Raw genomic sequence first — 25,428 nt, forward strand, 5'->3', positions numbered from 1 at the left:
ATGGTGCGAAGAGAGGGACTCGAACCCTCACACCCGGGGGGCACTAACACCTGAAGCTAGCGCGTCTACCAATTCCGCCACCTTCGCACATCGGGTTATCAGTCTGGATTTATATGCCGTCTGATAAGAGCATGTTGCAGTATGGTGCGAAGAGAGGGACTCGAACCCTCACATCCGTGGGACACTAACACCTGAAGCTAGCGCGTCTACCAATTCCGCCACCTTCGCATCACTGCGGTGGGGGATTCTATAGAGTTTTGGGGGGGCGTCAACAGCCAGAAGGTACTTTTTTCGCTGTTGACGCCCAAAGCAGCATCAAGGGGACAAAACTTCAGCAATTAGCGTCACTGGCGAGCCAGGGCGTCCCGATACATCTGTTCGTACTGGATGACCGAATCGGGCCAGTTGAAACGGGTATTCATGGCATTGCGCTGAACCCGGGCAAACTGCTCGGGGTCCTGCAGGTAATAGAGCAGGCTGCGGCGCATGGCATCGAGCAGTATGTTGGCGGTCGGATCGTTGAAGCAGAAGCCGGTCGCATGTGCCGGATCGGCATCCCAGTCCACCACCGTATCCTTCAGGCCGCCGACCGCCCGTACCAGCGGCAGGGTACCGTAGGCCAGGCTGTACATCTGGTTGAGACCGCACGGCTCGAACAGGGAGGGCATCAGGAAGAAGTCGGCACCGGCCTCCACCAGGTGGGCGAGCCGGTCGTCATAGGTATTGATGAAGGCGAGCCTGTCCGGGAATTGCTGGGCCAGGGTGTGCAGCTGGGTGGCGAGGGAGGGATCTCCCGAGCCGACGATCACCACCTGCACCTTGTGATGGAGAAACTTGTCCAGCACCGGCAGCAGCAGATGCACGCCTTTTTGTTCGGTCAGCCGGCACACCATGCCGTAGATGGGCAGGTCCACCACCGGCAGGCCCAGCTCCTGCTGCAGGCTCTGCTTGCAGACGCCCTTGCCGGCCAGATTGTCGACGTCATAGGTGGCTGGCAGGAAGTCGTCGAAGGCTGGATCCCAGTCCTGATAGTCGCAGCCGTTGAGGATGCCACGCAGATCCGCCGCCCGCTGCTGGAAGACGCTGGCCATGCCGTGGGCCCCCAGGTGGGTCAGCAATTCGCTGGCATAGTTGGGGCTGACCGCGTTGATCTTGTCGGCATAGAGCACCCCGCACTTGAGCAGGTTGACGTGGCCGTAGTCATAGCTGATGCGCTGTTCGTAGTCGGCAATCTCGGGCACGGCCCAGAACTGCTGGCGCTCGAATACCCCCTGGAACGCCGCGTTGTGAATGCTGATCACGCTGCGAGTGTGCTGGAAGAAGGGGTTGTGGGCGTGTCGGGTTTTCAGCAGCAGAGGCAGCAGGCCGGTGTGCCAGTCGTTGCAGTGCACTATCTCGGGGGCAAAGGCGAGCTGCTCGCAGGCGTGCAGCGCGGCGGCGGCCAGGAAGGCGAAACGCTCGCCGTTGTCCGGATAGGCCTGGTTGTTTTCGGCATAGAGCTGGGGGCGATCGAAGTACTGCGGGCAGTCGAGCAGGTAGACACAGACCCCTTCGAGATCCATTTGATAGATGCGATAGCCTATATCTGGCAGGCCCGGGTGGGTTGGCAACCAGCGCGAGACCAGCAGTTTGGCCTCATCCCGTCGCTTTATCGTCTTGTAGAAGGGGAGCATGATTCTGACATCATGTCCCTTCTGGGCCAGGTACAGCGGCAGGGCTCTGGCTACGTCCGCCAGGCCCCCGGTCTTCACAAGCCCCTCAACTTCCGAGGCAACGAACAGGATTTTCAGTGGGTTAATAGCCAACTCTTGCTCCCTTAGGTACCACGACGATACCGCCTTCGGACACGGTAAATCGCTCTCTGTCATGGTCCAGATTTTCACCGATCACGGTGCCGGGCGCAATTTCAACGTTCTTGTCGATGATGGCGCGGCGGATGGAGCAGCCCTCGCCAATCTTCACGTCACCGAGCAGAACCGACTCGCTGATGTGGCTGCAAGGGCCTATGTTGCAGCGAAAACCCAGGATGGAGCGCTGGATCTGGCTGCCCTGGATGAAGCAGCCACCGGAGATCAAGGAGTTGGCGATCTTCACCTTGCAGTCGTCGGTGTCGACGAAGGTGGCGGGCGGCAGCGGCGGATAGTGGGTATGCAGCGGCCACTTGCGGTTGTAGAGGGAGAAGGGGGCATCGTCGGCCACCAGGTCCATGTGCGCCTGCCAGTAGGAGTCCAGCGTCCCCACATCGCGCCAGTAGACGTTGGGCTTCTCGCCCGGGATCACGTTGGTGCTGTAGTCGTAGACATAGACGGGGGCACGCGGGAACAGGCTGGGGATGATGTCCTTGCCGAAGTCGTGGCTGGAGTTCTCTTCGGCGGCGTCGCGCTTGAGTTCGCGATAGAGCGACTCGGTCTCGAAGATGTAGTTGCCCATGGAGACCAGCGCCTGGGTGGGATCACCGGGGATGTGCTTGGGCCGCTTGGGTTTTTCCTCGAAGCCGATCATCCGGCCCTCCTGATCCACCTCGATCACCCCGAAGGCGCTCGCCTCCTCGATGGGCATGCGCAGGGCGGCGACGGTCAGAGCGGCAGCCTTCTGCTTGTGGAAGCTCACCATCTGGCTCACGTCCATCTTGTAGATGTGGTCGGAGCCGAAGATGCAGACGTGCTCGGGGTCGGAGATCTCGATGAAGCGCAGGTTCTGGTAGATGGCGTCGGCGGTGCCGTCATACCAGCGTTTGCCCATCCGCATCTGGGCCGGAATGGGGTCGATGAAGCGATCCGTGATGCCGACGATGTTCCAACCCTTCTTCATGTGCAGATAGAGGGACTGGGACTTGAACTGGGTAAGCACGTAGATGCGCAGGAAGTCGGCGTTGACGAAGTTGTTGAGCACGAAGTCGATCAGTCGGTAGCTGCCACCAAAGGGAACCGAGGGCTTGCTGCGGGTGGTGGTGAGTGGCTGGAGGCGAGTACCTTCGCCGCCCGCCAGGATCATGGTGAGTATGCCTGCCATCGTATTTCTCTCCCTGAATTCATACTATGAAAAGGTTTTCAGCTTGCTGCAAAAAAACACCCCTAAAGGGGTGGTTTGAGGTGTGTCAATTACCTTATCAGATCCCGTATGGGGCTCTCTACCTGTTTCCGGTGACTGCTTACACTTATTTACACTTTGCTCAGATAGACCTTGAATTTGGCATCGCTGCTGATCACTTCCGTCCGTTTGAAGTGCGTCTCCAGTATAGGCTGATATCGCAGAAAGGCGTTGGCAACAATGGTGAGGGTGCCTTGCGGCGACAGATGCTCCGGCGCCTTGGCCAGGAAGGTTTCGGTGGCGGCGTAGAAGGTCTTGAGACCGGCGTGGAACGGCGGGTTGGAGACGATGCGGTCAAATTTTTCCTGGATGTCGGAATAGACGTCGGACGCCCGCACCTCGCCCTGCAGGCCGTTGATGGCCAGGGTACGGCGGCTGGATTCCAGCGCCAGCGCATTGATGTCCACCATGGTGACCCTGAGTTCAGGATTGCGCTTGGCCAGCACCGAGCCGATCACCCCGGCGCCGCAACCGAAATCGAGCAGCGATCCCTGCATGGCCGGCAGGCTGGCCAGCAGCATCTGGCTGCCCAGATCCAGCTCGGATGCACTGAACACGCCGGGCAGGGCCAGCACGGTCAGCTCGGTATCGCCAGCCTGGCACTGGTAGCGGCCAAACCAGGCGTCCAGCTCGAACGGGGCCACCGGTTTGCTCAGTTCGCCGTGATAGAGGGAGCAGCGACGGGCCGAATCGCGTTTGACCGGCTTCTCGCTATAGGGAGCCAGCAGCTTGTCGGCACCGTTGATGCCGCCGCGGTTCTCGCCGGCGAGGAACAGCTCGGCACCGGCTGCCAGCAGCGGGGTCATCATGGCCAGCAGGTATTGGGCTTCGGCCTTGGCCTTGGGCATCAGCAGCAGCAGGGCATCGAAGCGGGGGGCGCCACCCAGCTGGTGATCGAACAGGATGGCGTCGCCCAGCGCGGCCTGCTGGCTGCGGTAATAGCAGTAATCCGTGGTAAACACGGTGAGGGAGTGGGTCAGGGTTGCCAGCTGGCGCGGATAGTCATCCTCCAGGGCGCCGCACACTAGCAGCCGCTTGCCGACAAAGAGGGCTTGGTTTCGTTCCAGCATCTGGCTGACGGCACTGATCGGGCTGCTCATCGGGTCTCTCCACGCAATTTTGGGCGGCCATTATACATAGCCGCTTTCGCCTTGACATTTATGCCGTGTTCCCGAAATATGCCCAGACACCATTTTTTGAGCAGAGATGACGCAATGCGGTTCAACGGGTTGAAACGAAAGCATAAAAAAAGCCTGACATTCGGGCCTGCCGACGTTCGCGCGTAACCTCTCATCCCTGAGCAGATTCAAACCCCGGTTGCGCACATCGTACCGGGGTTTTTTATTGCCACATTCATGAGTCAACGGAGAAGGAAATTCCATGTTCAAAGGTTCAATCGTCGCCCTGATCACCCCCTTTCGACAGGGCAAACTGGATGAAGAGGCGTTGGCACGTCTGGTGGAGTGGCATATCGAACAGGGTACTCACGGCATAGTGCCGGTGGGCACCACGGGGGAGAGTCCGACCCTGACCCACGACGAGCATTGCCGGGTGGTGGAGCTGGTGGTCAAACTGGTGGCTGGCCGCATCCCGGTGATCGCCGGCGCCGGTTCCAACAACCCGGTTGAAGCCATCGAATACACCCGCTATGCCGAGCAGATGGGGGCCGATGCCACCCTGCACGTGGCCGGTTACTACAACCGTCCCAATCAGGAGGGGCTCTATCACCACTTCAAGGCGGTGCACGACGCCACCAGCAAGCCCATCATCGTCTATAACATCCCGCCGCGCGCCATCGTCGACGTGCAGCCGGCGACCCTGGCCCGCCTGGCCGAGCTGCCGCGCATCGCCGGGGTGAAGGATGCGACCGGCGATCTGGCCCGCCCCTGGGTGGAGCGCCAGCTGATCAAGAAGCCGTTCTCCTGGCTCTCCGGTGAAGATGCCACCGCCGTGGCCTACAACATCGGCGGCGGTCAGGGTTGTATCTCGGTGACGGCCAACGTGGCCCCCAAGCTGGTGGCCGAGGTGCAGAACCTGGCGCTGGCCGGCCAGTGGCAAGCTGCGCGTGAACTGCAAGACAAACTCATTCCGCTGCATCAGGCGATGTTTGCCGAGCCGAGCCCGGCCGGTGCCAAGTATGCCGTCTCCCTGCTGGGCTTTTGTAGCGAGGAGTGCCGCCTGCCGGTGATGCCGCTCTCCGAGGCAACGCGTACCCGCATCCGCGAGGCGATGCACGCCTTGAATTTGTTATAAAAAATGGGCTCTGGATCGCGCTTTTGACTGGCCAGTCAATTAAAGTGCAGGCTTTGCCGATATACTCGCTTGGATACAACCAAGGATGGCAGGCATGCAGGAATGGGATCCAGAGCACTTCACCAGCTTTGAACACCTCTGTGAAGTGACACTGGCGGCAATCAGGGAAAAAACCGAAGCCGAACAGATCTATTTGTGGCTGCGCGCCCCCGAGTCGCAGCTCTACAGCTTCCAGCTCGATCAGGGACTGGTCAGCCTGACGGCCGATGCCGTCGCCCCCCTCAAGTTACCGATCCTCTTCATCGAACACGCCCTCGACAAGGGACAACTGATGGTGGAGCCGCTCGCCCAGCACAACGAGCTCTGGGAAACGGTCGAACCACAGACGGTGCGCCTGCGCGCCTGTTTCCCGCTCAAGCGCCACAAGGGGTTGGAGGCCGTGGTCTACCTGGAGACCCGCCGCCGCATCGATCGCCTGCCCCGGCGCCAGCAACAAGGCATCCAGCTGCTGATGCACTATCTTGCCGCCGAGCTCGAGAGCCGGCTGCTGGCCAGCCAGGTCGATCTGGAGCGGGATCAGCGGTTGCACACCCAGGCCGACCTCATCCGCAGCCAGGCGCTGCAAGGCTCCTTCCTCAGCATGCTGCAGGCGCTGCACCAGGTGGGAGTCAAGCTGGCGCGTTGTGACAGTGAACACCAGCTGCTGCACGATGCGGTGGCGCTGGCTCGTCAGGAGCTGCAGTTCGACCGCATCGCCATCTTCCTGGTGGATGCCGAGTTCAAGACCATGCACGGCACCTGGGGCACCAACGAGGTGGGTGAGCTGATCGACGAGCACCACTTCATCAGCCCGATCCCTGATCACCCCACGGTGCAGGAGGCGCTGCGCCGCAAGGATTATGTGCTGGTGCTGGAGGATGCGCCGCTCTACTACGAAAAGCAGGAGGTGGGGCGTGGCTGGAATGCCATGGTCTCGCTGTGGGACGGGGCCACTCCCATCGGCTGGATCGCCGCCGACAACCTGCTGTGGCGCCGGCCGCTCAAGGCTTATCAGAGCGAGATCTTCAAGCAGTATGCCGCCATGCTCTCCCAGTTGCTGATCCGCCAGCGTACCCAGGCGGCGCTTGAACGATTCAACCGCGAGCTGGAGCAGCGGGTCAGCGAGCGTACCATGCAGCTGGCGGAGAGCAACCGGGCACTGGCGGAGGCCAACAAACGGCTCTCCATGCTGTCGCTGGAAGATCCCCTCACCGGCATCGCCAACCGTCGCCAGTGGGATCTCACCATGCAGCGGGAGTGGGAGTGGGCGCGCCGGCACCAGAGTCTGCTGGCGGTGCTGATGATCGACGTGGACGAGTTCAAGTCCTACAACGATCACTTCGGCCATGCCAAGGGGGATCAGTGTCTGCAACAGGTGGCCGCCCTGCTGCAGGATGCGGAACGGCGGCGTACCAATCTGGTGGCGCGTTACGGCGGCGAAGAGTTCGTGATCCTGCTGTGCGGCCCACAACCCGGTGAGGCGGAGCGGCTGGCGGAACAGATTCACCAGGGGCTCAGTGAATTAAAAATCCCGCATCCAGCCTCCCGAGTTGCTGATTTCATTACGGTTAGCATAGGCTTTAGCTATCTGGTTCCCTCGCTGGATGGAACATGGCAGAGCCTGACCGAACAGGCCGATCAGGCGCTCTATCATGCCAAATCGCAGGGGAGGGCGTGTACGCTAGCCTATCGGTGAGCCCATGTTGTTACGTCGTTATCCCATCTTCAACCGTCGTCTCGCTCTCGTGGCCTATGGCATTGACTATCAGCTTGCCGACCCTGCCGAATGGCCCCTGCTGGCCGCCCAGTGCCGGTTGCTGGCACAGGGGCGCCAATATCTGCTGCCTTTCACCCACGAACAGCTCGATGAGCTGCGCCCCCTGCTGTTCGATCAGGACACCATTCCACTGGTAGAGGCTTCGGCCGAACGGTTGCCCACCTCTTTTCCCGTATTGGAGCAGTGGCGCGACTACCGGCGCCGGCTGGCGGTGCACGGTGCCCAGCGCGAGCAGCGCTGGCTCAGCGCCTCCCGTCTGCTGGTGTTCTGGATGGGGGAGGAGGGGATCCGTCAGCCGACCGAACACAAGCGGATGGCCCTCGGCATCGAGAGCTGGGGGGATTTTCTGCCGCTCAAGGAGGCAGGGGTCGATTTCTTTGCCGGCGGCTTCCTGGCACGCCCCGAGCTGGTTAACCAGCGTGCCGCCCAGCCGGACATGAAGCTGGTGCAGGAGATACTGCAGCTCATCTGTCACGAGGAGTTCTCCTTCGCCCGGGTGGCGACCCTGCTGCAGCAGGATGCCTGGCTGCCGGGGCAGCTGTTGAGCTACGTCAACGCCCCCGGCTTCGATCATGCCAGCCCCATCGTTTCGGTGAACCGGGCGCTCTCCTATCTGGGGGAGCAGGAGATCCGCAAGTTCGTGCTTATCTACGGATTGGCTAGGGTCAGTCAGCACATTCCGGAGGCCTGCACCCGCATGGCCATTGCCCGCGGCCGCTTCTGCGAGCTGATCGCCCTGAGCGCGCTCGGCAAGTCCGCCGCCAGCTGGGCCTTCCTGGTGGGGTTGGTGCTGGACGGGTCGCTGCTCTCCGAACAGCTCAAGGCCCATCTGCCCAAGGACGTGAAGCGAGCGCTGGAGTTTCGTGAGGGACCGCTGTTTCATCTGTTTCAGCTGGTGAAGTGCTATGAACAGGGCGACTGGCCACTGCTGGCCCAGCTGGCACCTACTTATCAGCTGGATCCCGCCAAGCTGACTCCCATCTATTTTCAGGCACAAATGTGGGGGCAAGCGTTTCTCGCCACCTAGGCCGTGGCGAGGGAGAGGGGCTCTGGCTAGAATAGGGGCCCTTTTTCAGACACGGATCCCGCACCATGACCCTCTCCGGCTTTCAAGGCCTGGTATTCGACCTCGACGGCACCCTGGTGGACTCCATGCCGCTGCACCTCGCCGCCTGGGCGCACACGGCCCGGGAGTTTGGCTTTCACTTCGACCCCGACTGGTTCTATGAACTGGGCGGCATGCCGAGCCGCAAAATCGCCCTGCTGGCGGCCGAGCAGCAACAGATTGCGCTGGATCCGCTCATCGTGACCCGCTGCAAGACCGAACACTACGTGGCCAACCTGCACAAGGCGACCGTCTTCCCGGCCATGCAGACATTGGTCGAGCGTTACCATGGTCGCATCCCCATGGGGATCGGCACCGGTTCACCACGGGTCAATGCCGCCGCCGTGCTGCGCAATACCGGGCTGGATCGCTACTTCTCCGTGGTGGTGACGGCCGATGATGTCGAGTTGCACAAACCCCACCCGGATACCTTCCTGCTGGTGGCCAGCAAGCTGGGGGTCGATCCGGCGGGTTGTCTGGTGTTCGAGGATACGGGGATTGGCGTACAGGCCGGTCAGGCTGCGGGGATGCAGACCTGCATGGTTAGGGAGGGCAGACCGGTCGGCTTGCAGTATTGAAGCTGCCGCATTGAATCTGGGCAGAGAGCGTCATCATGGGCGCTGAGGTAGAAAGTCCATTCCCATACGGGACTGTCATGACAAATGGGAATGGACTCGGTCACCCTCTGACGCAGCGATGGTCGCGGGGTGACATGGGCATGGCCTTACTGGTCGCTGTTGCCGCCCTGGTTGTCGTCGTAACGACCGGGTGCGCCGTGGGGGCGCGGTGCCATGGAGACGCGAGGCTTGCGAGCACGCTGGATATTGACCTGCGGCCGGCCGGAGTGCATAGCGATGGTGGAGATCTTGGCCTTGTAGACCAGCTGCTGGTTGCCATGGGCATCGGTCAGCAGCACGCTGTACTGGTCGAAACCGCTGATGGTCCCCTCCAGCTTGATGCCGCTCACCAGGAAGATGGCGACCTGACTGCGGTTTTTGCGCAACCAGTTGAGGGCAGAATCTTGCCCGTTCCCGAGGGAGAAGGCTTGCTCGATCGTGGAGTAGCTTGGGGATTCAGTTGTCATAAATTATTGTCCCGCGGAAAAAAAGTGGCGTTTGATTGTGCTAAATGGTCACTTGCTTGTCAAAGTCATTCTCACGCCCGGTCGAGGTGGTGCAATGAGAGGGCTGGTCGGCACGGGCCGCTGCTGTAATAATTGGCGGTTCTGGCCCCGTGGCGGGCCTCATGCTGGGGTTTCATCTTGCATCCGGTTTCACACCAACATCAACCCACCTATACCCATGACGCCACCGCGTGCGAAGAGTGCGACCTGCTGGTGCCGGCCACCACGCTGGCCGTGGGGGAGGCGAGCAGCTGTCCGCGCTGCGGCCATACCCTGAGCCGCCATCTGCCGGAACAGGAGCGCAGGCCCATCGCCTACGGCTTTGCGGCCATCATCATGTTCGTGCTCTCCAACGCCTTTACCTTCATGTCCTTCTCCGCCAAGGGGGTGGGGCAGGAGATGACCTTCCTGCAGTGCATCACCACCCTGGTGGATCAGGGTTACCTGTTCCTCGGGGCCGTGCTGAGCCTGACCCTCATCGGCCTGCCACTGGTCTACATGGGCTCCATCATGCTGGTGCTGTGGCGGGTCGACAAGGATCTGCACAGCAATGCCCTGCGCTCTCTCGGTCGGCTGCTGTGCCGGATCAAGCCCTGGCTGATGGTGGATGTCTTCCTCATCGGGGTGCTCATCTCCCTGGTCAAACTGATGGGGATGGCCGACATCAAGATGGGGTTGTCGTTCTGGGCCTTCGTCGGCTACACCCTGCTGCTGATCAAGATGATCTCGTCGCTGGACCGGATGTGGTTGTGGCAGCGGCTGTTCGGGCCGAGCGAGCCGCATGGCGTGACGGTGGATGACGACGAGGCCAGCGCCATGAGCGCCGGCCTGGTGGGTTGCCACATCTGCGGCGCCCTGAGCGAAGCCGGTGCCCACAGCTGCAAACGCTGCGGCGAGCATCTGCACAGCCGCAAGCCGGGCGGGTTGAACCGTACCTGGGCCCTGCTCTTTACCTCCATCATCCTCTATGTGCCGGCCAACCTTTATCCCATCATGGATACCGTCTTCCTCGGGGATGACAGCCCCTCCACCATTCTGGGCGGGGTGCTGGTGCTGTGGGCCATGGGCTCCTATCCCATCGCGGCGGTGATCTTCTTCGCCAGCGTGGTAGTGCCGCTGGTGAAGATCCTGGCGCTGCTGTGGCTCTGCTACATGGTGCAGCGCGGGCAGGGCACCTCGCCCCTTGGCAAGCTCAAGCTCTATCGCATGACTGAATTTGTGGGGCGCTGGTCGATGATCGACGTCTTCGTGGTGGCCATCCTGGCGGGTCTGATCCGGCTCGACAACCTGATGACCATCTATCCGGGCCCTGCGGCCGTCGCTTTTGCAGGTGTGGTGCTGGTGACCATGGTGGCAGCCATGAGTTTCGATTCCCGCCTGATTTGGGATTTACAACAAGGAGAACGCGAACGTGAGTGAGCGTAAGAAGAGGTGGAAACCTGGCTCGGACTTTCTGAGCTCGGCCGCCGCAATCTGGATGGTGCCGCTGCTGGCGCTGTTCATCGGGATCTGGATGCTGTTCCAGCACTGGTATTCGCAAGGTCCCAGCTTCACCCTGACGGTGGCAACGGCCGAAGGCATAGTGGCGGGCAAGACCATGATCCGCTCCCGCGAGGTGGAGGTGGGTCGCATCGAGGCGGTGGAGCTCAGCGATGACTACAGCCACGCGGTGCTGAAGGCCCGCCTGACCAATGCCGCCGCCGGTATGCTCAAGAAGGACAGCCAGTTCTGGGTGGTCAAGCCGCGGGTGGGACGCGAAGGGGTGTCGGGCCTAGGTACCCTGCTCTCCGGCGCCTATATCGAGCTGGCCCCCGGCAAGAAGGGCAAGGCGCGCGACGAGTACGCCATGCTGGACAAGCCGCCGCTGGCCTCCCAGGACGCCAAGGGGCTGCGATTATCGCTGAGCAGCCGCGATACCCGAGCACTCGGGGTGGGTTCGCCCATCAACTACCAGGGCTTCACCATAGGCCAGGTGGAAGAGGCGAAGTTCCTGCCCGAGAAGAGCGAGATGCAGTACCAGATCTTCATCAATGCCCCCTATGACGTGCTGGTGAGCAGCAACTCCCGCTTCTGGATGACCCCGGGCTTCGAAGTTTCCATGAGCAGCGAGGGGATGAAGGTGAAGATGGATTCGCTGGAGAGCCTGCTGGACGGTGGCATCACCATGGGGCTGCCCCCTGGCTGGGCACCCGGCGAGCCGGTCAAGCAGATGGACGACTTCACCCTGTTCCAGGATCAGGCCAGCGTGCTGGCCGGTAGCCTAGATCAGTTCATCGACTACGTGTTCCTGTTCGAGGACAGCGTCGGTGGCCTGCACCCGGGGGCGGCGGTGGAGTATCGCGGCATCCGGGTCGGTACCGTCATCTCGGCGCCCTATCTCATCGACGAGAAAGGGGTGCAGATGTTCCAGAGCCGGCAGATCCCGGTGCTGGCGCGGATCGAGGTGCAGCGTCTCTCCCACCGCTATGCCAACGCGGAAAAGGAGCAGTGGCGCGCCCTGTTCGGCAAGCAGTTCAAGGAGGGGTTGCGGGCGACGCTCAAGACCTCCAGCCTGCTGACCGGGGGCAAGGTGGTGGATCTGAACTTCTACCCCGATGCGCCCAAGTTCCAGCCCACCAAGCTGGCGGGCTATCAGGTATTCCCGACCGTGCAGGCAGGGCTGGATCAGATCGAACGCAAGGTGAACCAGATCCTCGACAAGTTCGTCGACATGGACACCGCCCAGACCCTGAACCAGGTCAACCACACCCTGGCGACCCTGGATCAGACCCTGAAGAACGTCAGTGCGCTGAGTGCCAACCTGAACAAGTTCACCGGTCAGAGCGCGACCCAGCAGTTGCCGGCGTCCCTCAACGACAGCCTGAAACAGCTGCAGAGCACGCTGCAGGAGTATGATGCCAACTCCCAGACCAACCAGGATCTGCGGCAGTCGGTGCAGTCGCTCAACCAGCTGATGCGCGAGTTGCAACCGTTGGTACATTCGCTCAACGAGCAGCCGAGCTCGTTGATTTTCGATCGGGCTCGTCCCCGTGATCCCGAGCCCAAGCGAGGTCAATGATGAAGAAACGGATGATGACGCTGGCCTTGCTGGGCCTGCTGGCGGGTTGCAGCGCGGCACCGACGCAGCTGCACTACTACTCCCTCGACGCCGAGGCGCAGCAACCGGCTGCCGTGGTGGCGCAGCCGCAGCATCAGCTGGTGCTCAAACCTGTCTCTCTGTCCGGCCAGCTGGATCGGATGAGCCTGGTCTATCAGCTGGAGGGCAAGGAGCTGCACTTCGCCGAATACCATCGCTGGGCGGGGTCGCTGGATGCCCAGCTCGATCAGCTGACCCTGAACGGCCTCTCCAGCCGCTTGCCGGGCTGGGTGGTGCGGCAGGATGGAGCCCGCAAGGGGCCGGTGCTGACCATCTCGGTGGAGCGCTTCCAGGGCCGCCACGACGGTCGCGCCGTGCTGAGCGGCCGCTGGCGCCTGCTGACCGAAGAGGGCTCTGTCCTGCGTGACGTCCCCTTCCAGCAGGTGCGGGTGCTGCCTGCCGATGGCTACGGCACTCTGGTGAGCGAGCTGGGGGCTGGCTGGCAGCAACTGCTCGACCAGATTGCGGCCGAGGTGCGCAAGGGCGCCTGACGAGATGCCGATGCACCGACTCAAAATGAAACGGGAGGCCTTGGCCTCCCGTTTTTCATTCGTGGCCGTCAGCCACGCTTGAGGATCACTGCTGAACTTCCGAGATCCCTTCGACCTTGACCTCGACCCGGCGATCCGGGGCCAGGCAGACGATCAGCTCGCGCTTGGACTTGCTGGTGCAGCTGTCGCCGGTGACCGGATTGCCCTTGCCGCGCCCTTCCACGTTGACCTTGTCTGCCGGCAGACCCTTGCCGACCAGGTAGTCGGCGACGGTCCGGGCACGTTGCTCGGAGAGCTTCTGGTTGTAGGCATCGGAACCGATACGGTCGGTGTAGCCGATCACGGTGGCGACACCATCCTTGGGTCTGGCCTGCTCGATCTGGCTGTAGAGGTTATCCAGCGCCTGACCACCGGCCGGCTTGAGGGTCGCCTTGTTGAAGTCGAACAGCACGTCCGAGCTCAGGGTGAACTGCTTGTCGACCATCACGGGTTCGGGGGCCGGAGCCGGCATCGGCGCCGCCACCACGGGGGCGACCTGGCCGAAGCGATAGACCACGGCGACCGCCAGCAGGCCGTTGTCGAGTTCGGCCCCGGCCTTGTCGAGCGAGTTGTCGCCGAGCGGGGTGGTGTATTGGTACTCGAGGCGGGCGGCCCAGTCACGGTTGAAGGCGTATTCCGCCCCCAGCGCCCCGACAAAGGCGGCGCCGTTGTCATTGTCGAACTGCTTGCTGTCGGTCCAGGCGTAAGCGCCACCGAGGCGGGTATAGAGATCCAGGCTGTCACTGACCGGCATGCCGATCTTCATGGTGAGCTGGGCCAGCTGGGCTTTTATCTCGTCTCGGCCGATGTCGGTGGGATCCAGCTTGTCGGTCGCCGTGTATTTGTACTTGCCGAGCCAGTCGTAACCCAGTTCGAAGCCCAGGTTCTGGTTGACCTGATAGCCGAGGAAGGCGCCGGCGCCGACATCGTTCTTGTCCTCTTCGCTGATGGCGTAGTTGTCCTTGATATCTTGGTTGTGATCGACGCCATAGAAGTTGGACCAACCCAGCTTGGCACCGCCATACCAGGTGTTGTCCTGTCCGGCTGCCTGGGCGTTGGCCGCAAGCAAGCCTGAAACCAGCAAGGTAATCAGTGTTTTATTCATGTTGAGCCTCTGCAATTTCATATTGTTGAGGGGAGGTTGACGGGGTCGCCTCTCCTTATGGGTCGGGCTTATAGCACAGCCACAACAGAGTAAGGGTAGTCGCTTTCCCTGGGTTCTCAAGCAACTGATATAAAACATAATGTGATTTTCATCGCCGCAATTTGCCGCCGTGATTTGCGCTCTGCCGAGGGGGCGCAATAGTTAAGCGAGGCGAGTCTGCAGCGAGGTGAGCATGAACATCAGGTGGATATGGTTGTGCTGGGCGTTATGTCTGGTGCCGGGCTGGGCAGCCGAAACCCTGCAGGTGGTGACCGAAGACTATGCCCCCTACAACTATCTGGAAGAGGCCGAGGTCAAGGGGCTGGGCACCGAGGTGGTGGAGGCCATGCTGGAAGAGGCCGGCTTCGAATACAGCCTGGACATCTACCCCTGGGCGCGGGCCATCTCGCTGGCGCGCAGCCGTCCCAACGTGCTCATCTACAGCATCAGCCGCTTCCCCGAGCGCGAGGCGCAGTTCCAGTGGATCGGGGTGATAGCGCGTATCGACTTCCATGTGTTCGCCCTGGCCAAGCGCGACGATATCAAGCCCTTTAGCCAGCTGTCGCAGGCGCGAGCCTGGTCCATCGGCACGGTGCGCAACGACGCGCTGGAGCAGTACCTCATCAGCCGCAATTTTTCCAATCTGCAGCGCAACAACAACCATGAAGCCAATCTGCTCAAACTGTTGATGGGGCGCATCGATCTCTGGCCGGTGTCGCAGGAGACGGCCTACTACTATGCGCGCCAGGCGGGCTATGGGCCGTCCACCCTCAAGATAGTGCACGACATCGAGGATTTTACCGGGGGGGATCTCTACGTGGCGGCGAGTCTGAAAACCTCGCCCGAGGTGGTCAAGCGGCTGCAGGAGGCGCTGGCCACCATCAAGCAGAACGGCATCTACGACGGCATCGTGAAGCGCTACCGCTGAGCCGTGCTGGCCTGTGAGGGCTGCGCAACAGAAAGGGCCGACTGTCGTCGGCCCTTTGTCATCAGTGGGCGAGGAACTCGTACTGAGCCTCGATGAAGGCACCGGCCCGCTCGCTCAGGGCGGCGTGCACGACAGTGGTGGGGTGAACCTGATCCCAGAACATCTTGCCTTCGCAGTCGAGGGTGCTGGCGCTGCGCCGCACCATGGGGCTGGCCACGGCCTGGGCCAGCAGCGGGTTGCCGGCGATGGCGAGGCGTTCCTGCGGGTTGAAGGCGGAGAGGCTGCTGTCGCTGGCGACACTGGTGGCACTGCGGGAGGCAAACGGCTTCCACACATAGCCACCGCCGTAGCAGGCGTTCTCGGTGTCGCTCAGGCCGAAGTTCTGCGGCTCGCGCAGCATCTCGGCGAACTGCTTGTCGATCTCGAACAGCTTGACGATGCCGGTGGGGGCCAGCTGGCGTGCCAGGTTCAGCAGCAACTGGTTGTGGTAGGCGGAGACATGGCTGGCCGCCTCGACCACCTTCTGGCTGCGGGCCGAGGGGTTCTGACCCAGATCCGGCAGGTTGAACAGCAGAATCTGCTTGGCGCCGTTCAATACCATGCGGTTGGCCGCATCGCTGATGGCGTCGCGCACCCGCTTGGCATCCTGCTCGGTGTTCCAGCCATAGGCCAGGTAATCGTTGGCACCGACCCAGAGGATCACCAGATCATCGGGCTTGAAGCTGTCCTTTTGCAGGAACTGGGTCACCTCGTAATCCAGGTTGTTGATGACCTGATACTTGGGATTCCAGGAGATCTTGTTGTAGGCCACCGCGGTGGCGCCCCCCTCCGCCTCGTTGGCGATGGTCAGCCCCGGGAACTGCCGGGTCAGCTGCTCCAGCCAGACCGGTCCGTTGGAGAAGCGGCCCTGATAGTAGGGAGGGCTGGAGGGGAGATAACCGCGCATCTTGCTGTACATCTTGCCGGTGTCGGAGAGGCTGTCGCCAAACATCACGATCCGGGAGAAGGCGGGGCGACTGTCGGCTGCCTGAACTGTCAGCGCGAAGAGTCCCAATAAACACACAAACCATTTCTTCATCTTGTTGTTCTCATTGATTGGAAGCAGGTGGTGCCTGCAGGCTGTTCCTCGATAGGCAAAGGTGCTGGGAAGCTGTTTTGCCATCTTGCAGGGTATAAGGCCGAATTTTATTTCGCAGCAGTGCGGGCTGATTAAATCGATTACGGTCACATCCCCTTCACCCAGATGGGGAGGCTTCACGTTTGTTTCACGCCCCGGCAGGCAGACTGCACCCGTACCCAATGACAGGAGCATGAAATGAACAAGGCAAGCGTAATCGGTCTGTTGACCCTGATGTCCATCTCTTCTTTCGCCATGGCGGCCTATACCGGCCCGCAGGAGCAGAACAAGGTGTCCGTCGCGCAGTTGAAGGATCTGGCCGATGACAGCTGGGCCACCCTGGAAGGGAAGCTGGTCAAGCACCTGGGCGGCGAGAACTACCTGTTCCGCGACGCCAGTGGCGAGGTGGAAGTGGAAGTGGATCAAGACGTGTGGCGTGGCACCGAAGTGGGCCCGGACGATCTGATCCGCATCCGTGGCGAGGTGGACCACAGCTGGAACAAGACCGAAGTGGAGGTGGAGAAGCTGGAGAAGGTGGGCGCCGCCCCGCAGAGCAAGGGTGGTTTCATCGCCAAATAAGGGCTGATTCCGCACGCCAGACGTAACAAGGGCGCCTCCATGAGGCGCCCTTTTGCTTTGGTCTGCTTAGCCGGTGCGGGCCAGCGTGCGCTTGAACCCCTTCTCGGCCTGATTGACCTTGTAGAGATAGCGGCGGGCTTCCGCCTTGGGGTGCTGCTCGGTCAGGATCTGGTAGACCGCCTCGGGCGAGAGCTGGTTGATCATGCCGGGCGCCGCCTTGCGGTCGCTGGAGAAGGTATTGAGCACCCCGCCGGCGCCGCCGTTGTAGGCGGAGATGACGGCGTAGCGACGCGAGCGCGGATCCTGGATATCCACCAGATAGACGGTCTGCAGCAGGTGCAGGTAGGCGGTGCCCACGTCTATGTTGTAGGCCGGGTTGAACAGGTCCTCCCGGGTCGGCTGGCCGCTCTTGCCCTTGACCCGCACGTAGACGTCCCGCCCGGCGGTGGCCGGGATCACCTGCATCAGGCCGTAGGCGTTGGCATGGCTGACCGCATAGGGGTTGAAGCTGCTCTCGGTCTTGATCACCGCGTAGATCAGGCTTTCCGCCACCCCGTACTTGCGGGAGGCTTCCCGGATCAGGCTGGCGTACTTGTAGCCCCGCCGGTCCTCATGGTTGGCCACCATGGGGATGTCGACGAAGAAGATGGTACGGATGCCGAGGGTGCGCTTCTTCATCGCCGTGTTGAGCAGGTAGTCGGCATAGCGCTCGGCACGCCAGTCGAAGCGGATCGGCTGGCCCTGGTTGTCCAGCACCTGACCGTAGAGGAAGGGCTCGCCGCCGGGCAGGATCTCGGCGTCGGAGTAGAGATCCACTTCCGCCGGATCGTCCGGGGTGAGCAGGGTCTCGATGATGGCGCGGCGCAGGTGGGAGCGCGGATCGATGCCGGAGACGGTCTCGACCATGATGTGGCCGCTGGAGAAGTCGATGTGGGCCCGGCTCTTGTATTGATCCGTGTATTTGACGTAGTCAAACTTGCCCGCAAACAGCGCCTCACGCCCCCAAATCTCGTTCACGTTGTGGGAGAGCGCACTGATCATGTGTTCAAAGCCGCGGATGTCCTTGCCGTTGACGAGATCGTCATCCTCGTTGCCATTGGGCTTGGGGGAGGATGAGCAGGCAGAGAGAAACAGCAGGGTGCACAGCAGCCAGAAAATTCGGCCCATAGAGTCCTCAAACTGGGCGGCGGGCCGCCCGTCACTTCCGTCGTTGCCGTGAGTCGACGGGGCCGGCCTGCGCAGGCCGGTCCCGTTCACGGGTTATTTGCTGGGCGGGGTATAACCGTCGATGGCCACTTCACCCGCTTCGAACAGGTAGTTCACCATCTCTTTCTCCAGCAGCTGGCGATGCTCGAGGTTCATCATGTTCAACTTCTTCTCGTTGATCAGCATCACCTGCTTCTTCTGCCACTCAGTCCAGGCTTCCTTGCTGATGTTGTCAAAAATGCGCTTGCCGAGTTCACCGGGGTAGAGCTGGAAATCGAGACCCGGGCCCTCTTTTTTCAGGCGCTGGCAAAATACGGTACGGCTCATGTTGACCTCTATGGTTGTAAGTCCGGATAGGCGAGCAGACGGGCCGTGGCGGCCGCCAGACCCACCTCTGCAGGATGGCGTAAGTTATACCAGAGTCGGTTATCCGCTTCCATGAGCAGGGGGGCCGGCGGCGCGTCGGTTTCGATCAGCATGGGCCGGATGTCGAGGTGAAAGTGGCTGAAAGTATGGCGAAAACCGGCCAGTTCGCGGGGCTCGCTGCCGGTCAGGCCGAGCCGCTGCAACAGCCCCGCCACCTCGGCGTCCGACTCCACCTGGGGGAAGCAGTAGAGCCCGCCCCAGATCCCCTGCGGCGGCCGCTTCTCCAGCAGCAGCTGATCACCGTGGCGGATGAGCAGCATGATGCCGGTACGGGCCGGGATGCTCTTCTTGGGCTTGCTGTTGGGGTAGGTGGTGGGGTTGCCCTGCGACAGCCCCTGGCAATCCTCCCACACCGGGCAACGGTCGCAAGCGGGCTTGCTGCGGGTACAGACGGTGGCGCCCATGTCCATCATGGCCTGGTTGTAGTGGGCCACCCCGAGTTTGGGGGTGAGGCGGATGGCCAGCTCCCACAGATCGTTCTCCACCTGTTTCTGACCGGGCCAGCCGGGCAGGGCCAGCCAGCGGGTGAGTACCCGCTTCACGTTGCCATCCAGGATGGCGTGGGGCTGGCCAAGGGAGAGGGAGAGCACGGCACCCGCGGTGGAGCGGCCGATCCCCGGCAGCGCCATCACCTCCTCCAGCCGCTCCGGGAAGAGGCCGCCATGGAGGTCGCGGATCTGCAGGGCCGCCTTGTGCAGGTTGCGGGCGCGGGCGTAATAGCCGAGCCCGGTCCAGTGGTGCAGCACCTCGTCGATGGGGGCATCGGCCAGTGCCAGCACGTCAGGAAAGCGGGCCATGAAGCGCTGATAGTAGGGAATGACCGTAGCGACCTGGGTCTGCTGCAGCATGATTTCCGAGACCCAGACCCGGTAGGGGGTCTTCTCCTGTTGCCAGGGCAGGGTCTTGCGACCGTGGAGCTGATACCAGTCCAGGATCCTGGTGGCGAAGGTCACGTTATCTGAGTTGTTCACATTATGCTCATATTATTGATTTAAAACTAAATTGACTAACGTGTAGCGGTCTTGGCACTGATACCAGTGCAACGCCCGGTTGGCGAAGGTGGTGTTGCTCGGATTGCTCACTTTGTTCTCATGTCATTGATTAAAAAGGGGAGCTCTCAGGCTCCCTCTTGAAATGGCGGTGGTATGCGTGGTTCAGCCGCGCCAGTCCTGCAGCGCCTTGAGGCTGGCATTCTGCCCACCCACCTGCAGGATGATGTAATCCTGGGCGATGGCGAGCAGGGTGACGCCGGGGGCGACTTCGCTCCCTTCCCGGTAGGTGCGCCCGTTCAACCTCACGGCCCGGTTGGCCGGGTTGGAGGAGAAGACGTGGGCGCCGTAGGCCAGCGGCGGTACCTGCTGGCGGAGCGCCTGCGGCAGAGCGCTGAGCGGCGTGGCCTGCAGCTCGGCCGGCACCAGCGGCGGCGCGCCCTGATCCCGCAGCGGAGTATTGTTGAGGGCATTGAGGATGCGCTCGGCCAGCCCCTGGCTGCTGTCGGCTGGCGCCGGTGAAGGCTGTGCATCGGCCTTGGGGGTGACCACGGGCTCGGGCGGCGGCGGTGGCAGCGGCCGGGTGATCATCGGTTTGGGCTCGACCCGCACGAAGGGTGGGGTCACCACCTCCTTCACCTCCACCGTCTTCTCGATGGGGCGGTTGTTGAGCAGGTGCCAGCCATAGTTGGCGGCGGCCCCCATCACCAGCGCCAGCGGGGCCAGCAGCCACCAGATCCAGCGCCTGGGTTGTTCCTCATCCTGGCTGACCGGCAGCCCCATTGCCGGAATGTGCGGGGTGAACTGGGGCTGATCGGCCCGCCGCAGCGCCTTGAGCAGGGTGGACATCAGGAAGCCTCCTCCGACAGTGTGTTGATGGCATCATCCTCTGCCGGAGCCAGCTTGGCCGGCTTGCTGGCCCGCTGGGCGTCATCCTCCAGCTTCGGCATGGGTTCGCCGGCCATCACGTTGAGGCGCAGCAGGGTGTTGCTGCCGGCGATGCCGTCCGGCGTCAGCCCCTGCTCGCGCTGGAACTGCTGCAGCTTGGTCTTGAGCTCGGCATCGAAGCGACGGACCTTGCGATCCGGCTGCTGCAGGGCCCGGCTGAGGGCGTTGTCGAGCCACTGCACCTGAGTGGGGCCGGCGTTGTTGCCGATCAGGGTGACGCCGCCCTTGGGCATGCGCCACAGCAGGGTGTAGCTGCCACCCCAGTAATCGCTCAGCCACTGCCGGTCCACCTGCCAGCTCTGGTTGCCGATGAGCAGGTTGGCCTTGTCGGGGCCGAGGTTGACCAGGGTGGCGTAATAGGTGCCGCCGGTCTCGTCGGTCAGGCTGACGAGGGCGGGATACTGCAGCGCCTGCAGATCGGCCAGGGAGGCCTCGCCCTCCTGGCAGCGCAGGCCGGCGCGCGGCGCGTTGTCGCAGGTGGCCTCATCCAGCTCGGTCTGGTAGCCCCACACCTTGTAGAGATTCTGCATGGCGCTGTCCGGCTCCAGCGCCTGATTGATGGCGCGGGTCAGCTGCTCCTGCTGCTCCGGGGTGTCGTCCACCTTGACCGGTACCTCCACCGTCACCACCGGGCGAGTTGGGAAGACCCCGAAGAATTGCCAGCCCCACCAGCCGGTGGCCACCAGCAAGGCGCCAACCAGTGCCACCATCAGGCCGGACTGCCAGGTGCCCTCGTCACGGATGCCGCTCACCTCGAAGGCCGCCAGGCTGATGTCGCCGTGCACTATCTTGTGGCTGCCGCGGGCGAAGGCGGCGATCAGGGCGCGGTCGCAGATGAGGTTGATGAGGCGCGGAATGCCGCCGGAGAGGCGGTGCAGGGTCTGGATAGCTTTGGGGGTGAAGATGGGCTGCACGCAGCCGGCCACCTGCAGACGAAAGCGGACATAGGCGTCCACGTCCTGGCAGGAGAGCGGCAGCAGGTGGTAGCGGGCGGTGATGCGTTGAGCCAGCTGGCGCAGCAGGGGCTGGCGCAGCATCTGCTGCAGCTCGGGCTGGCCGATGAGCACCACCTGCAGCAGCTTCTTCTCGTCGGTCTCCAGGTTGGTGAGCAGACGCAACTGCTCCAGCACGCCGGGCAGCAGGTGCTGGGCTTCGTCCACCAGCACCACGCTGCGCTTGCCAGCCGCCAGATTGGCCAGCAGGTGATCGCGGATGAGGTCGAACAGCTGCTTGAGGCCGGCATCCTGGCCATAGCCCAGCTGGAACTCGTCGCAGATGGCCGCCAGCAGATCCCGTTCGGTCAGGGATGGATTGAGGATGTAGGCGATCTCGGTCTCTGCCGGCAACTGCTGCAACAGGCAGCGGGAGACGGTGGTCTTGCCGGTGCCCACTTCCCCGGTCAGCAGCACGAAGCCGCCCCCATCCTGCAACCCGTAGTTGAGGTGGGCGAGGGCTTCCCCGTGCCGTTCACTCATGTAGAGGTATTTGGGATTGGGCGAGATGGAGAACGGGTGCTCCGACAGACCGAAGAACTGTGTGTACATAAGGATCCATTCCGTTGTTATGGGCGGCAGGTTAAAGCCTCCCCCAAGGGATGTCAAAGACCCGGATGCCATAAGGGGGGCCAGCGCGCACCCTGATATACAGGTGGGGAAATCAGGGTTGCGGCCATGGCGGCTGGCGGTGGGAAAAAGGGCCTGTGAGTATCGAGGGCGGCCCGCCAACCGGGCTCGCATGGCATCGATGTCGGGCCGGGAATAGTCTCCATCGGTCAAACCGGTATAATCGGGACAGGTTTATCAAGGGAGACAGAGCTTGCAGACTTATCTGGTTGGGGGCGCGGTGCGGGATCGCCTGCTGGGATTGCCGCAGGGGGACAGGGATCACCTGGTGGTCGGGGCGACCGTGGAACAGATGCTGGCGCGGGGTTTTACCCAGGTAGGCCGCGACTTTCCCGTGTTTCTGCACCCCAAGACCCAGCAGGAGTACGCGCTGGCCCGCACCGAGCGCAAGCAGGGGCAGGGTTACACCGGCTTCGTCTGCCACGCCTCGCCTGAGGTGACGCTGGAGCAGGATCTGCTGCGCCGGGATCTCACTGTCAACGCCATCGCCGAAGATGACGCGGGGCAACTGCACGATCCCTATGGCGGCATCGAGGATCTGAAACAACGGGTGTTGCGCCACGTCTCCCCCGCCTTTGCCGAAGATCCGCTGCGCATCCTGCGGGTGGCCCGCTTCGCCGCCCGCTTCCACGCCCAGGGCTTCGTGGTGGCCCCCGAGACGCTGGCGCTGATGCGCGAGATGACCCAGGCTGGCGAGCTGGCCCACCTGACCCCGGAGCGGGTCTGGAAGGAGCTGGAGAAGGTGCTGCTGGGGCCGACCCCGCAGGTGTTCTTCGAGGTGTTGCGCGAGTGTGGCGCCCTGGCCGCCCTGTTCCCCGAGCTGGACGCCCTGTTCGGGGTGCCGGCTCCCGCCAAGTGGCACCCGGAGATCGATACCGGCATCCACACCATGATGGTGCTGGCGCAGGCCTGCCGCCTCTCCCCCGAGCTGGCGGTGCGCTTCGCGGCGCTGTGCCACGACTTTGGCAAGGGGCTGACCCCGCCGGAATTCTGGCCGAGCCACCACGGTCACGGCCAGAAGGGGCTGCCGCTCATCCGCGACTTCTGCGAGCGCTTCCGGGTACCGAACGAGTGTCGCGACCTGGCGCTGCTGGTGAGCGACCTGCACACCCATATCCACATCGCCTTCGAGCTCAAGCCGGCGACCCTGCTCAAGGTGTTCGACAAGGCCGATGCCTGGCGCAGGCCCGAGCGCTTCGCCCAGCTGCTGGACGCCTGCCGGGCCGACTTTCACGGCCGTACCGGCTTCGAGGAGCGGGTCTATGCCGAACCCGACTATGTGGCGCAGGCGCTGGCGGCCGCCCAGGCGGTGCCGGTGAAGGAGATAGTGGCGGCCGGCTTCAAGGGGGAGGCTATTCGCGAGCAGCTGGCCAAGCGCCGGCTCGATGCCATCAGCCGGGTGCGCGACGAGTGGACCTTCCTCGAGGATTGACGAGGCATGGAGACGAGGCATGGAGACGAGGCATGGACAAAAAAGCCCGGGTCAGTGACCCGGGCTTTTTCATGGTCGCGCCGGCATGGCGGGTGGCCGCCTAGTCACCAGGGCCGAATCGCTCATGCACCGGGTCGTAGAAGTAGGCCTGGTAGTTGAAGTCGATCCCCTTGATGTAGGGGTTTTCCAGCCGGAACAGCCGGCGGGTATTGAGGTGGGCGAAGCTGAGGGAGGGCTTGAATGCCTTCAGCCAGAGCGCCTGCAGGGAGCCATCGCGCCAGGCGGCCTTGAGCCCCTGCTGCACCCGGTCGATGGCCTGCCGGTTGCCGTTGTGGGTGAAGAAGACCCGAGGCAGGGGATAGTAGAGGGCCAGGCTCTCATCCATCATCAGCCCTTCCACCTCTTTGTGGTTCAGCTTTTCCTGAGGCAACTCGTTGATACCGCGGCAGAAAAGATCGAAACGGCCGCGCGCCACCATCTTGAACAACTGCTCGTAGCCCTCCACCTCCAGCACCTTGAAGCCGGCCCGGCGCAGGATCTCTACGTCGAGCCAGCCCTTGCCCTGGCCGATGTCGAAGCGCTTCAGCTCATCCAGGCTGGTGGCCTTGGCAACCTCATCCTTGCGGGTGGGGCTGACGAAGCAGATGCGGTAGCTGACGATGCCGATATGGATGGGAAAGCGCACGTAGTCGATGCCGCTCATGTCCCGATCGGCGCGATAGCTGTCCATGGCGAACAGGTTGGGGTAGTGGTTGAAGCGCAGGCTGACCCACATCCGGGCCAGGGTCATGGGGGGGGCGGCCTGCATCCGGTAGTCGCCATGGCTGGCGCGGGTCTTCTCCAGCGCCAGGCGCAGGACCTCGCGATCATAGGTGCTTCTGGGGTCGTGCTCGCTCTCCGGGCTCATGTAGGTGAACAGGGTCGGGCCGGCCAGCACGGGCATGGCCGTCAACAGGGCGAGCAGCAGGGTCCAGTGCATCATGCGATCCTGTGAAAAGCAGAGACTCTTCTGAGTGTAGTGACTCTCCCGGCCGTGGGTGGCAGAGGCAGGGTCAGGGTTTGCCGGTGGCGGGCTCGCCCGGTCCGAAGCGCTGGGTGAGGGGATCGTAAAGATAGGGGTGGTAATCGAAGTCGAGTCCCTGCAGCAGGGGGTTGTCCAGTCTGAACAGTTGCCGCTGGTCGAGCCTGGCAAACGCCAGCGCCGGCTGGTAAGCCTTGAGCCAGAGCGCCTGTAGTGAGCCATCCTGCCAGGCCAGCTGCAGGCCGGCCCGGATCCGGCGCAGGGCACGCTGGTTCTCCTTGTGGCTGTAGAAGAGGTGGACGAAGGGGTAGTAGAGCGCCAGATGCTGGTCGACCGTCAGCGGCCCCAGATCCTTGTGGGTATCCAGCTCGCTCAGCAGCTCGTTGGCACCCCGGCAGAAGAGGTCAACCCGGCCGCGCACCACCAGCTTGAACAACCGCTCGTAGCCCTCGACCTCTTGTACCTTGAAGCCGGCGGCGCGCAGTATGTCGGCATCCTGCCAGCCGCGGCCCTGGCCATGGGTGAACTGCTGCAGATCGCTGAGGGTGCGCACCCGGGCCACGGCCTGCTGCTGCTTGGGGCTGACGAAGCAGATGCGATAGCCGAGAATGCCGAGATCCACCGGGAAGCGGACATAGTCGAGGTCGTGGCTCCCCTCCGGGCGCGGGAAGCTGTCGATGGCCAGCAGGTTGGGGTAGAGGTTGTATTGCAGCACCTGACGCAGCCGGGTCCGGCTCATGGACGGGGCCGGGCGTAGTTCGTAGTCACCGAAGCTGTCGCGGGTCTTCTCCAGGGCCAGCTGCAGCAGCTGCTGGCCGTAGAGGGAACGTAAATCCCGGTCACTCTCCGGGCTGACATAGGTCACTATGTCCGCGGCCGGCAGCAGGGGGGAGAAGAGCAGACTGCCGGCCAGCAGCCCCAGGATCATCGTTCTGTGGTTCATCATACCGCTCACTACTGTCA

Annotated in this window: 23 protein-coding genes and 2 tRNA genes; 10 read left to right on the forward strand and 15 right to left on the reverse strand. The window is 62.7% G+C overall.

Annotation, left to right across the window (positions count from 1 at the left end; all coding sequences use genetic code 11):
• Position 1 precedes the first annotated feature (1 nt).
• The 5 genes from BN1143_RS07615 to rsmC form a co-directional block, all read right to left on the reverse strand.
• Positions 2 to 87, reverse strand: a tRNA-Leu gene (locus BN1143_RS07615).
• 55 nt (positions 88 to 142) lie between these two features.
• Positions 143 to 228: transfer RNA gene (locus tag BN1143_RS07620), tRNA-Leu, on the reverse strand.
• A 116-nt stretch (positions 229 to 344) separates the two neighbouring features.
• On the reverse strand, positions 345 to 1,805 hold the full coding sequence (gene glgA, locus BN1143_RS07625; protein WP_042050180.1) for a glycogen synthase GlgA: 1,461 nt from the start codon (positions 1,803 to 1,805) through the stop codon (positions 345 to 347).
• Positions 1,795 to 3,012, reverse strand: coding sequence for a glucose-1-phosphate adenylyltransferase (glgC, locus tag BN1143_RS07630; RefSeq protein WP_005305468.1), 1,218 nt, complete (start codon positions 3,010 to 3,012; stop codon positions 1,795 to 1,797). The genes glgA and glgC overlap by 11 nt, the downstream gene beginning before the upstream one ends.
• A gap of 149 nt (positions 3,013 to 3,161) precedes the next feature.
• On the reverse strand, positions 3,162 to 4,190 hold the full coding sequence (gene rsmC, locus BN1143_RS07635) for a 16S rRNA (guanine(1207)-N(2))-methyltransferase RsmC (RefSeq protein ID WP_042050181.1): 1,029 nt from the start codon (positions 4,188 to 4,190) through the stop codon (positions 3,162 to 3,164).
• Positions 4,191 to 4,470: 280 nt separating this feature from the next.
• Here rsmC and dapA point away from each other — a divergent pair, with 280 nt between their 5' ends.
• The 4 genes from dapA (at position 4,471) to BN1143_RS07655 (ending at position 8,842) form a co-directional block, all read left to right on the forward strand.
• Positions 4,471 to 5,343, forward strand: coding sequence for a 4-hydroxy-tetrahydrodipicolinate synthase (dapA, locus tag BN1143_RS07640; RefSeq protein WP_042050182.1), 873 nt, complete (start codon positions 4,471 to 4,473; stop codon positions 5,341 to 5,343).
• A 94-nt stretch (positions 5,344 to 5,437) separates the two neighbouring features.
• Positions 5,438 to 7,078 carry a GGDEF domain-containing protein gene (locus BN1143_RS07645; RefSeq protein WP_017788195.1) on the forward strand — a complete coding sequence of 547 codons (1,641 nt, stop codon included), beginning with the start codon at positions 5,438 to 5,440 and terminating at the stop codon, positions 7,076 to 7,078.
• A gap of 4 nt (positions 7,079 to 7,082) precedes the next feature.
• The gene (locus tag BN1143_RS07650) at positions 7,083 to 8,186 is read left to right on the forward strand and encodes an EAL and HDOD domain-containing protein (protein ID WP_042050183.1); all 1,104 of its coding nucleotides are present in this window, start codon (positions 7,083 to 7,085) and stop codon (positions 8,184 to 8,186) included.
• Positions 8,187 to 8,251: 65 nt separating this feature from the next.
• Positions 8,252 to 8,842, forward strand: coding sequence for an HAD family hydrolase (locus BN1143_RS07655; RefSeq protein WP_042050184.1), 591 nt, complete (start codon positions 8,252 to 8,254; stop codon positions 8,840 to 8,842).
• A gap of 146 nt (positions 8,843 to 8,988) precedes the next feature.
• On the opposite strand, the gene hfq is transcribed toward BN1143_RS07655, so the two are convergent.
• Positions 8,989 to 9,348, reverse strand: coding sequence for an RNA chaperone Hfq (gene hfq / locus BN1143_RS07660; protein ID WP_005305447.1), 360 nt, complete (start codon positions 9,346 to 9,348; stop codon positions 8,989 to 8,991).
• A 177-nt stretch (positions 9,349 to 9,525) separates the two neighbouring features.
• Between hfq and BN1143_RS07665 the strand changes: the two genes are divergently transcribed.
• From BN1143_RS07665 to BN1143_RS07675, 3 genes are read left to right on the forward strand one after another with little or no spacing between them, the layout of a single operon-like run.
• Positions 9,526 to 10,806 (forward strand): paraquat-inducible protein A, encoded by a 1,281-nt coding sequence (locus BN1143_RS07665; RefSeq protein WP_026142031.1) that lies wholly within the window; start codon positions 9,526 to 9,528, stop codon positions 10,804 to 10,806.
• The gene (pqiB, locus tag BN1143_RS07670; RefSeq protein WP_005305443.1) at positions 10,799 to 12,445 is read left to right on the forward strand and encodes an intermembrane transport protein PqiB; all 1,647 of its coding nucleotides are present in this window, start codon (positions 10,799 to 10,801) and stop codon (positions 12,443 to 12,445) included. Before BN1143_RS07665 ends, pqiB begins: the two co-directional genes overlap by 8 nt.
• A complete protein-coding gene (locus BN1143_RS07675; protein WP_017778389.1) occupies positions 12,445 to 13,014 on the forward strand; it encodes a PqiC family protein in 570 nt (189 codons plus the stop codon). Before pqiB ends, BN1143_RS07675 begins: the two co-directional genes overlap by 1 nt.
• A gap of 85 nt (positions 13,015 to 13,099) precedes the next feature.
• On the opposite strand, the gene ompA is transcribed toward BN1143_RS07675, so the two are convergent.
• Entirely contained in the window at positions 13,100 to 14,158 is a 1,059-nt protein-coding gene (ompA, locus tag BN1143_RS07680; RefSeq protein WP_042050245.1) for a porin OmpA, read from the reverse strand.
• Between the two features lie 232 nt (positions 14,159 to 14,390).
• Here ompA and BN1143_RS07685 point away from each other — a divergent pair, with 232 nt between their 5' ends.
• Positions 14,391 to 15,125, forward strand: a complete 735-nt coding sequence (locus BN1143_RS07685) for a substrate-binding periplasmic protein (protein WP_026141191.1) — start codon at positions 14,391 to 14,393, stop codon at positions 15,123 to 15,125.
• A 61-nt stretch (positions 15,126 to 15,186) separates the two neighbouring features.
• Here the strand turns inward: BN1143_RS07685 and BN1143_RS07690 are convergent, their stop codons facing one another.
• The gene (locus tag BN1143_RS07690) at positions 15,187 to 16,203 is read right to left on the reverse strand and encodes an SGNH/GDSL hydrolase family protein (RefSeq protein ID WP_005305430.1); all 1,017 of its coding nucleotides are present in this window, start codon (positions 16,201 to 16,203) and stop codon (positions 15,187 to 15,189) included.
• Positions 16,204 to 16,440: 237 nt separating this feature from the next.
• Between BN1143_RS07690 and BN1143_RS07695 the strand changes: the two genes are divergently transcribed.
• On the forward strand, positions 16,441 to 16,821 hold the full coding sequence (locus BN1143_RS07695) for a YgiW/YdeI family stress tolerance OB fold protein (RefSeq protein ID WP_005305426.1): 381 nt from the start codon (positions 16,441 to 16,443) through the stop codon (positions 16,819 to 16,821).
• Between the two features lie 66 nt (positions 16,822 to 16,887).
• Here the strand turns inward: BN1143_RS07695 and mltC are convergent, their stop codons facing one another.
• From mltC to exeA, 5 genes are all read right to left on the reverse strand, one after another.
• Positions 16,888 to 17,988 carry a membrane-bound lytic murein transglycosylase MltC gene (mltC, locus tag BN1143_RS07700; protein WP_005305423.1) on the reverse strand — a complete coding sequence of 367 codons (1,101 nt, stop codon included), beginning with the start codon at positions 17,986 to 17,988 and terminating at the stop codon, positions 16,888 to 16,890.
• A 93-nt stretch (positions 17,989 to 18,081) separates the two neighbouring features.
• Positions 18,082 to 18,354, reverse strand: a complete 273-nt coding sequence (locus BN1143_RS07705) for an oxidative damage protection protein (protein ID WP_005305420.1) — start codon at positions 18,352 to 18,354, stop codon at positions 18,082 to 18,084.
• Positions 18,355 to 18,362: 8 nt separating this feature from the next.
• Positions 18,363 to 19,424 carry an A/G-specific adenine glycosylase gene (gene mutY, locus BN1143_RS07710; RefSeq protein ID WP_017778384.1) on the reverse strand — a complete coding sequence of 354 codons (1,062 nt, stop codon included), beginning with the start codon at positions 19,422 to 19,424 and terminating at the stop codon, positions 18,363 to 18,365.
• Positions 19,425 to 19,607: 183 nt separating this feature from the next.
• Positions 19,608 to 20,291, reverse strand: a complete 684-nt coding sequence (gene exeB / locus BN1143_RS07715) for a GspB family T2SS assembly factor variant ExeB (protein WP_042050187.1) — start codon at positions 20,289 to 20,291, stop codon at positions 19,608 to 19,610.
• A complete protein-coding gene (gene exeA, locus BN1143_RS07720) occupies positions 20,291 to 21,934 on the reverse strand; it encodes a type II secretion system protein ExeA (protein ID WP_017778382.1) in 1,644 nt (547 codons plus the stop codon). Before exeA ends, exeB begins: the two co-directional genes overlap by 1 nt.
• 271 nt (positions 21,935 to 22,205) lie before the next feature.
• Here exeA and BN1143_RS07725 point away from each other — a divergent pair, with 271 nt between their 5' ends.
• A complete protein-coding gene (locus tag BN1143_RS07725) occupies positions 22,206 to 23,444 on the forward strand; it encodes a multifunctional CCA addition/repair protein (RefSeq protein ID WP_042050188.1) in 1,239 nt (412 codons plus the stop codon).
• A gap of 100 nt (positions 23,445 to 23,544) precedes the next feature.
• On the opposite strand, the gene BN1143_RS07730 is transcribed toward BN1143_RS07725, so the two are convergent.
• Positions 23,545 to 24,423, reverse strand: coding sequence for a type 2 periplasmic-binding domain-containing protein (locus tag BN1143_RS07730; protein WP_042050189.1), 879 nt, complete (start codon positions 24,421 to 24,423; stop codon positions 23,545 to 23,547).
• A 73-nt stretch (positions 24,424 to 24,496) separates the two neighbouring features.
• On the reverse strand, positions 24,497 to 25,411 hold the full coding sequence (locus BN1143_RS07735; RefSeq protein WP_042050190.1) for a hypothetical protein: 915 nt from the start codon (positions 25,409 to 25,411) through the stop codon (positions 24,497 to 24,499).
• Between the last annotated feature and the right edge of the window lie 17 nt (positions 25,412 to 25,428).

This window comes from Aeromonas dhakensis, from assembly GCF_000820305.1.
Lineage (GTDB): Bacteria > Pseudomonadota > Gammaproteobacteria > Enterobacterales > Aeromonadaceae > Aeromonas > Aeromonas dhakensis.

Bases quoted from the DNA above. Each gene is read 5' to 3' on its own strand.
- exeA (WP_017778382.1), bottom strand. From the start codon at position 21,934: ATGTACACACAGTTCTTCGGTCTGTCGGAGCACCCGTTCTCCATCTCG.
- hfq (WP_005305447.1), bottom strand. From the start codon at position 9,348: ATGACAACTGAATCCCCAAGCTACTCCACGATCGAGCAAGCCTTCTCC.
- dapA (WP_042050182.1), top strand. From the start codon at position 4,471: ATGTTCAAAGGTTCAATCGTCGCCCTGATCACCCCCTTTCGACAGGGC.
- BN1143_RS07690 (WP_005305430.1), bottom strand. From the start codon at position 16,203: ATGAAGAAATGGTTTGTGTGTTTATTGGGACTCTTCGCGCTGACAGTT.
- rsmC (WP_042050181.1), bottom strand. From the start codon at position 4,190: ATGAGCAGCCCGATCAGTGCCGTCAGCCAGATGCTGGAACGAAACCAA.
- BN1143_RS07650 (WP_042050183.1), top strand. From the start codon at position 7,083: ATGTTGTTACGTCGTTATCCCATCTTCAACCGTCGTCTCGCTCTCGTG.
- BN1143_RS07655 (WP_042050184.1), top strand. From the start codon at position 8,252: ATGACCCTCTCCGGCTTTCAAGGCCTGGTATTCGACCTCGACGGCACC.
- BN1143_RS07685 (WP_026141191.1), top strand. From the start codon at position 14,391: ATGAACATCAGGTGGATATGGTTGTGCTGGGCGTTATGTCTGGTGCCG.
- glgC (WP_005305468.1), bottom strand. From the start codon at position 3,012: ATGGCAGGCATACTCACCATGATCCTGGCGGGCGGCGAAGGTACTCGC.
- exeB (WP_042050187.1), bottom strand. From the start codon at position 20,291: ATGTCCACCCTGCTCAAGGCGCTGCGGCGGGCCGATCAGCCCCAGTTC.
- BN1143_RS07735 (WP_042050190.1), bottom strand. From the start codon at position 25,411: ATGATGAACCACAGAACGATGATCCTGGGGCTGCTGGCCGGCAGTCTG.
- BN1143_RS07645 (WP_017788195.1), top strand. From the start codon at position 5,438: ATGCAGGAATGGGATCCAGAGCACTTCACCAGCTTTGAACACCTCTGT.
- BN1143_RS07705 (WP_005305420.1), bottom strand. From the start codon at position 18,354: ATGAGCCGTACCGTATTTTGCCAGCGCCTGAAAAAAGAGGGCCCGGGT.
- BN1143_RS07695 (WP_005305426.1), top strand. From the start codon at position 16,441: ATGAACAAGGCAAGCGTAATCGGTCTGTTGACCCTGATGTCCATCTCT.
- mltC (WP_005305423.1), bottom strand. From the start codon at position 17,988: ATGGGCCGAATTTTCTGGCTGCTGTGCACCCTGCTGTTTCTCTCTGCC.
- BN1143_RS07730 (WP_042050189.1), bottom strand. From the start codon at position 24,423: ATGCACTGGACCCTGCTGCTCGCCCTGTTGACGGCCATGCCCGTGCTG.
- BN1143_RS07675 (WP_017778389.1), top strand. From the start codon at position 12,445: ATGAAGAAACGGATGATGACGCTGGCCTTGCTGGGCCTGCTGGCGGGT.
- ompA (WP_042050245.1), bottom strand. From the start codon at position 14,158: ATGAATAAAACACTGATTACCTTGCTGGTTTCAGGCTTGCTTGCGGCC.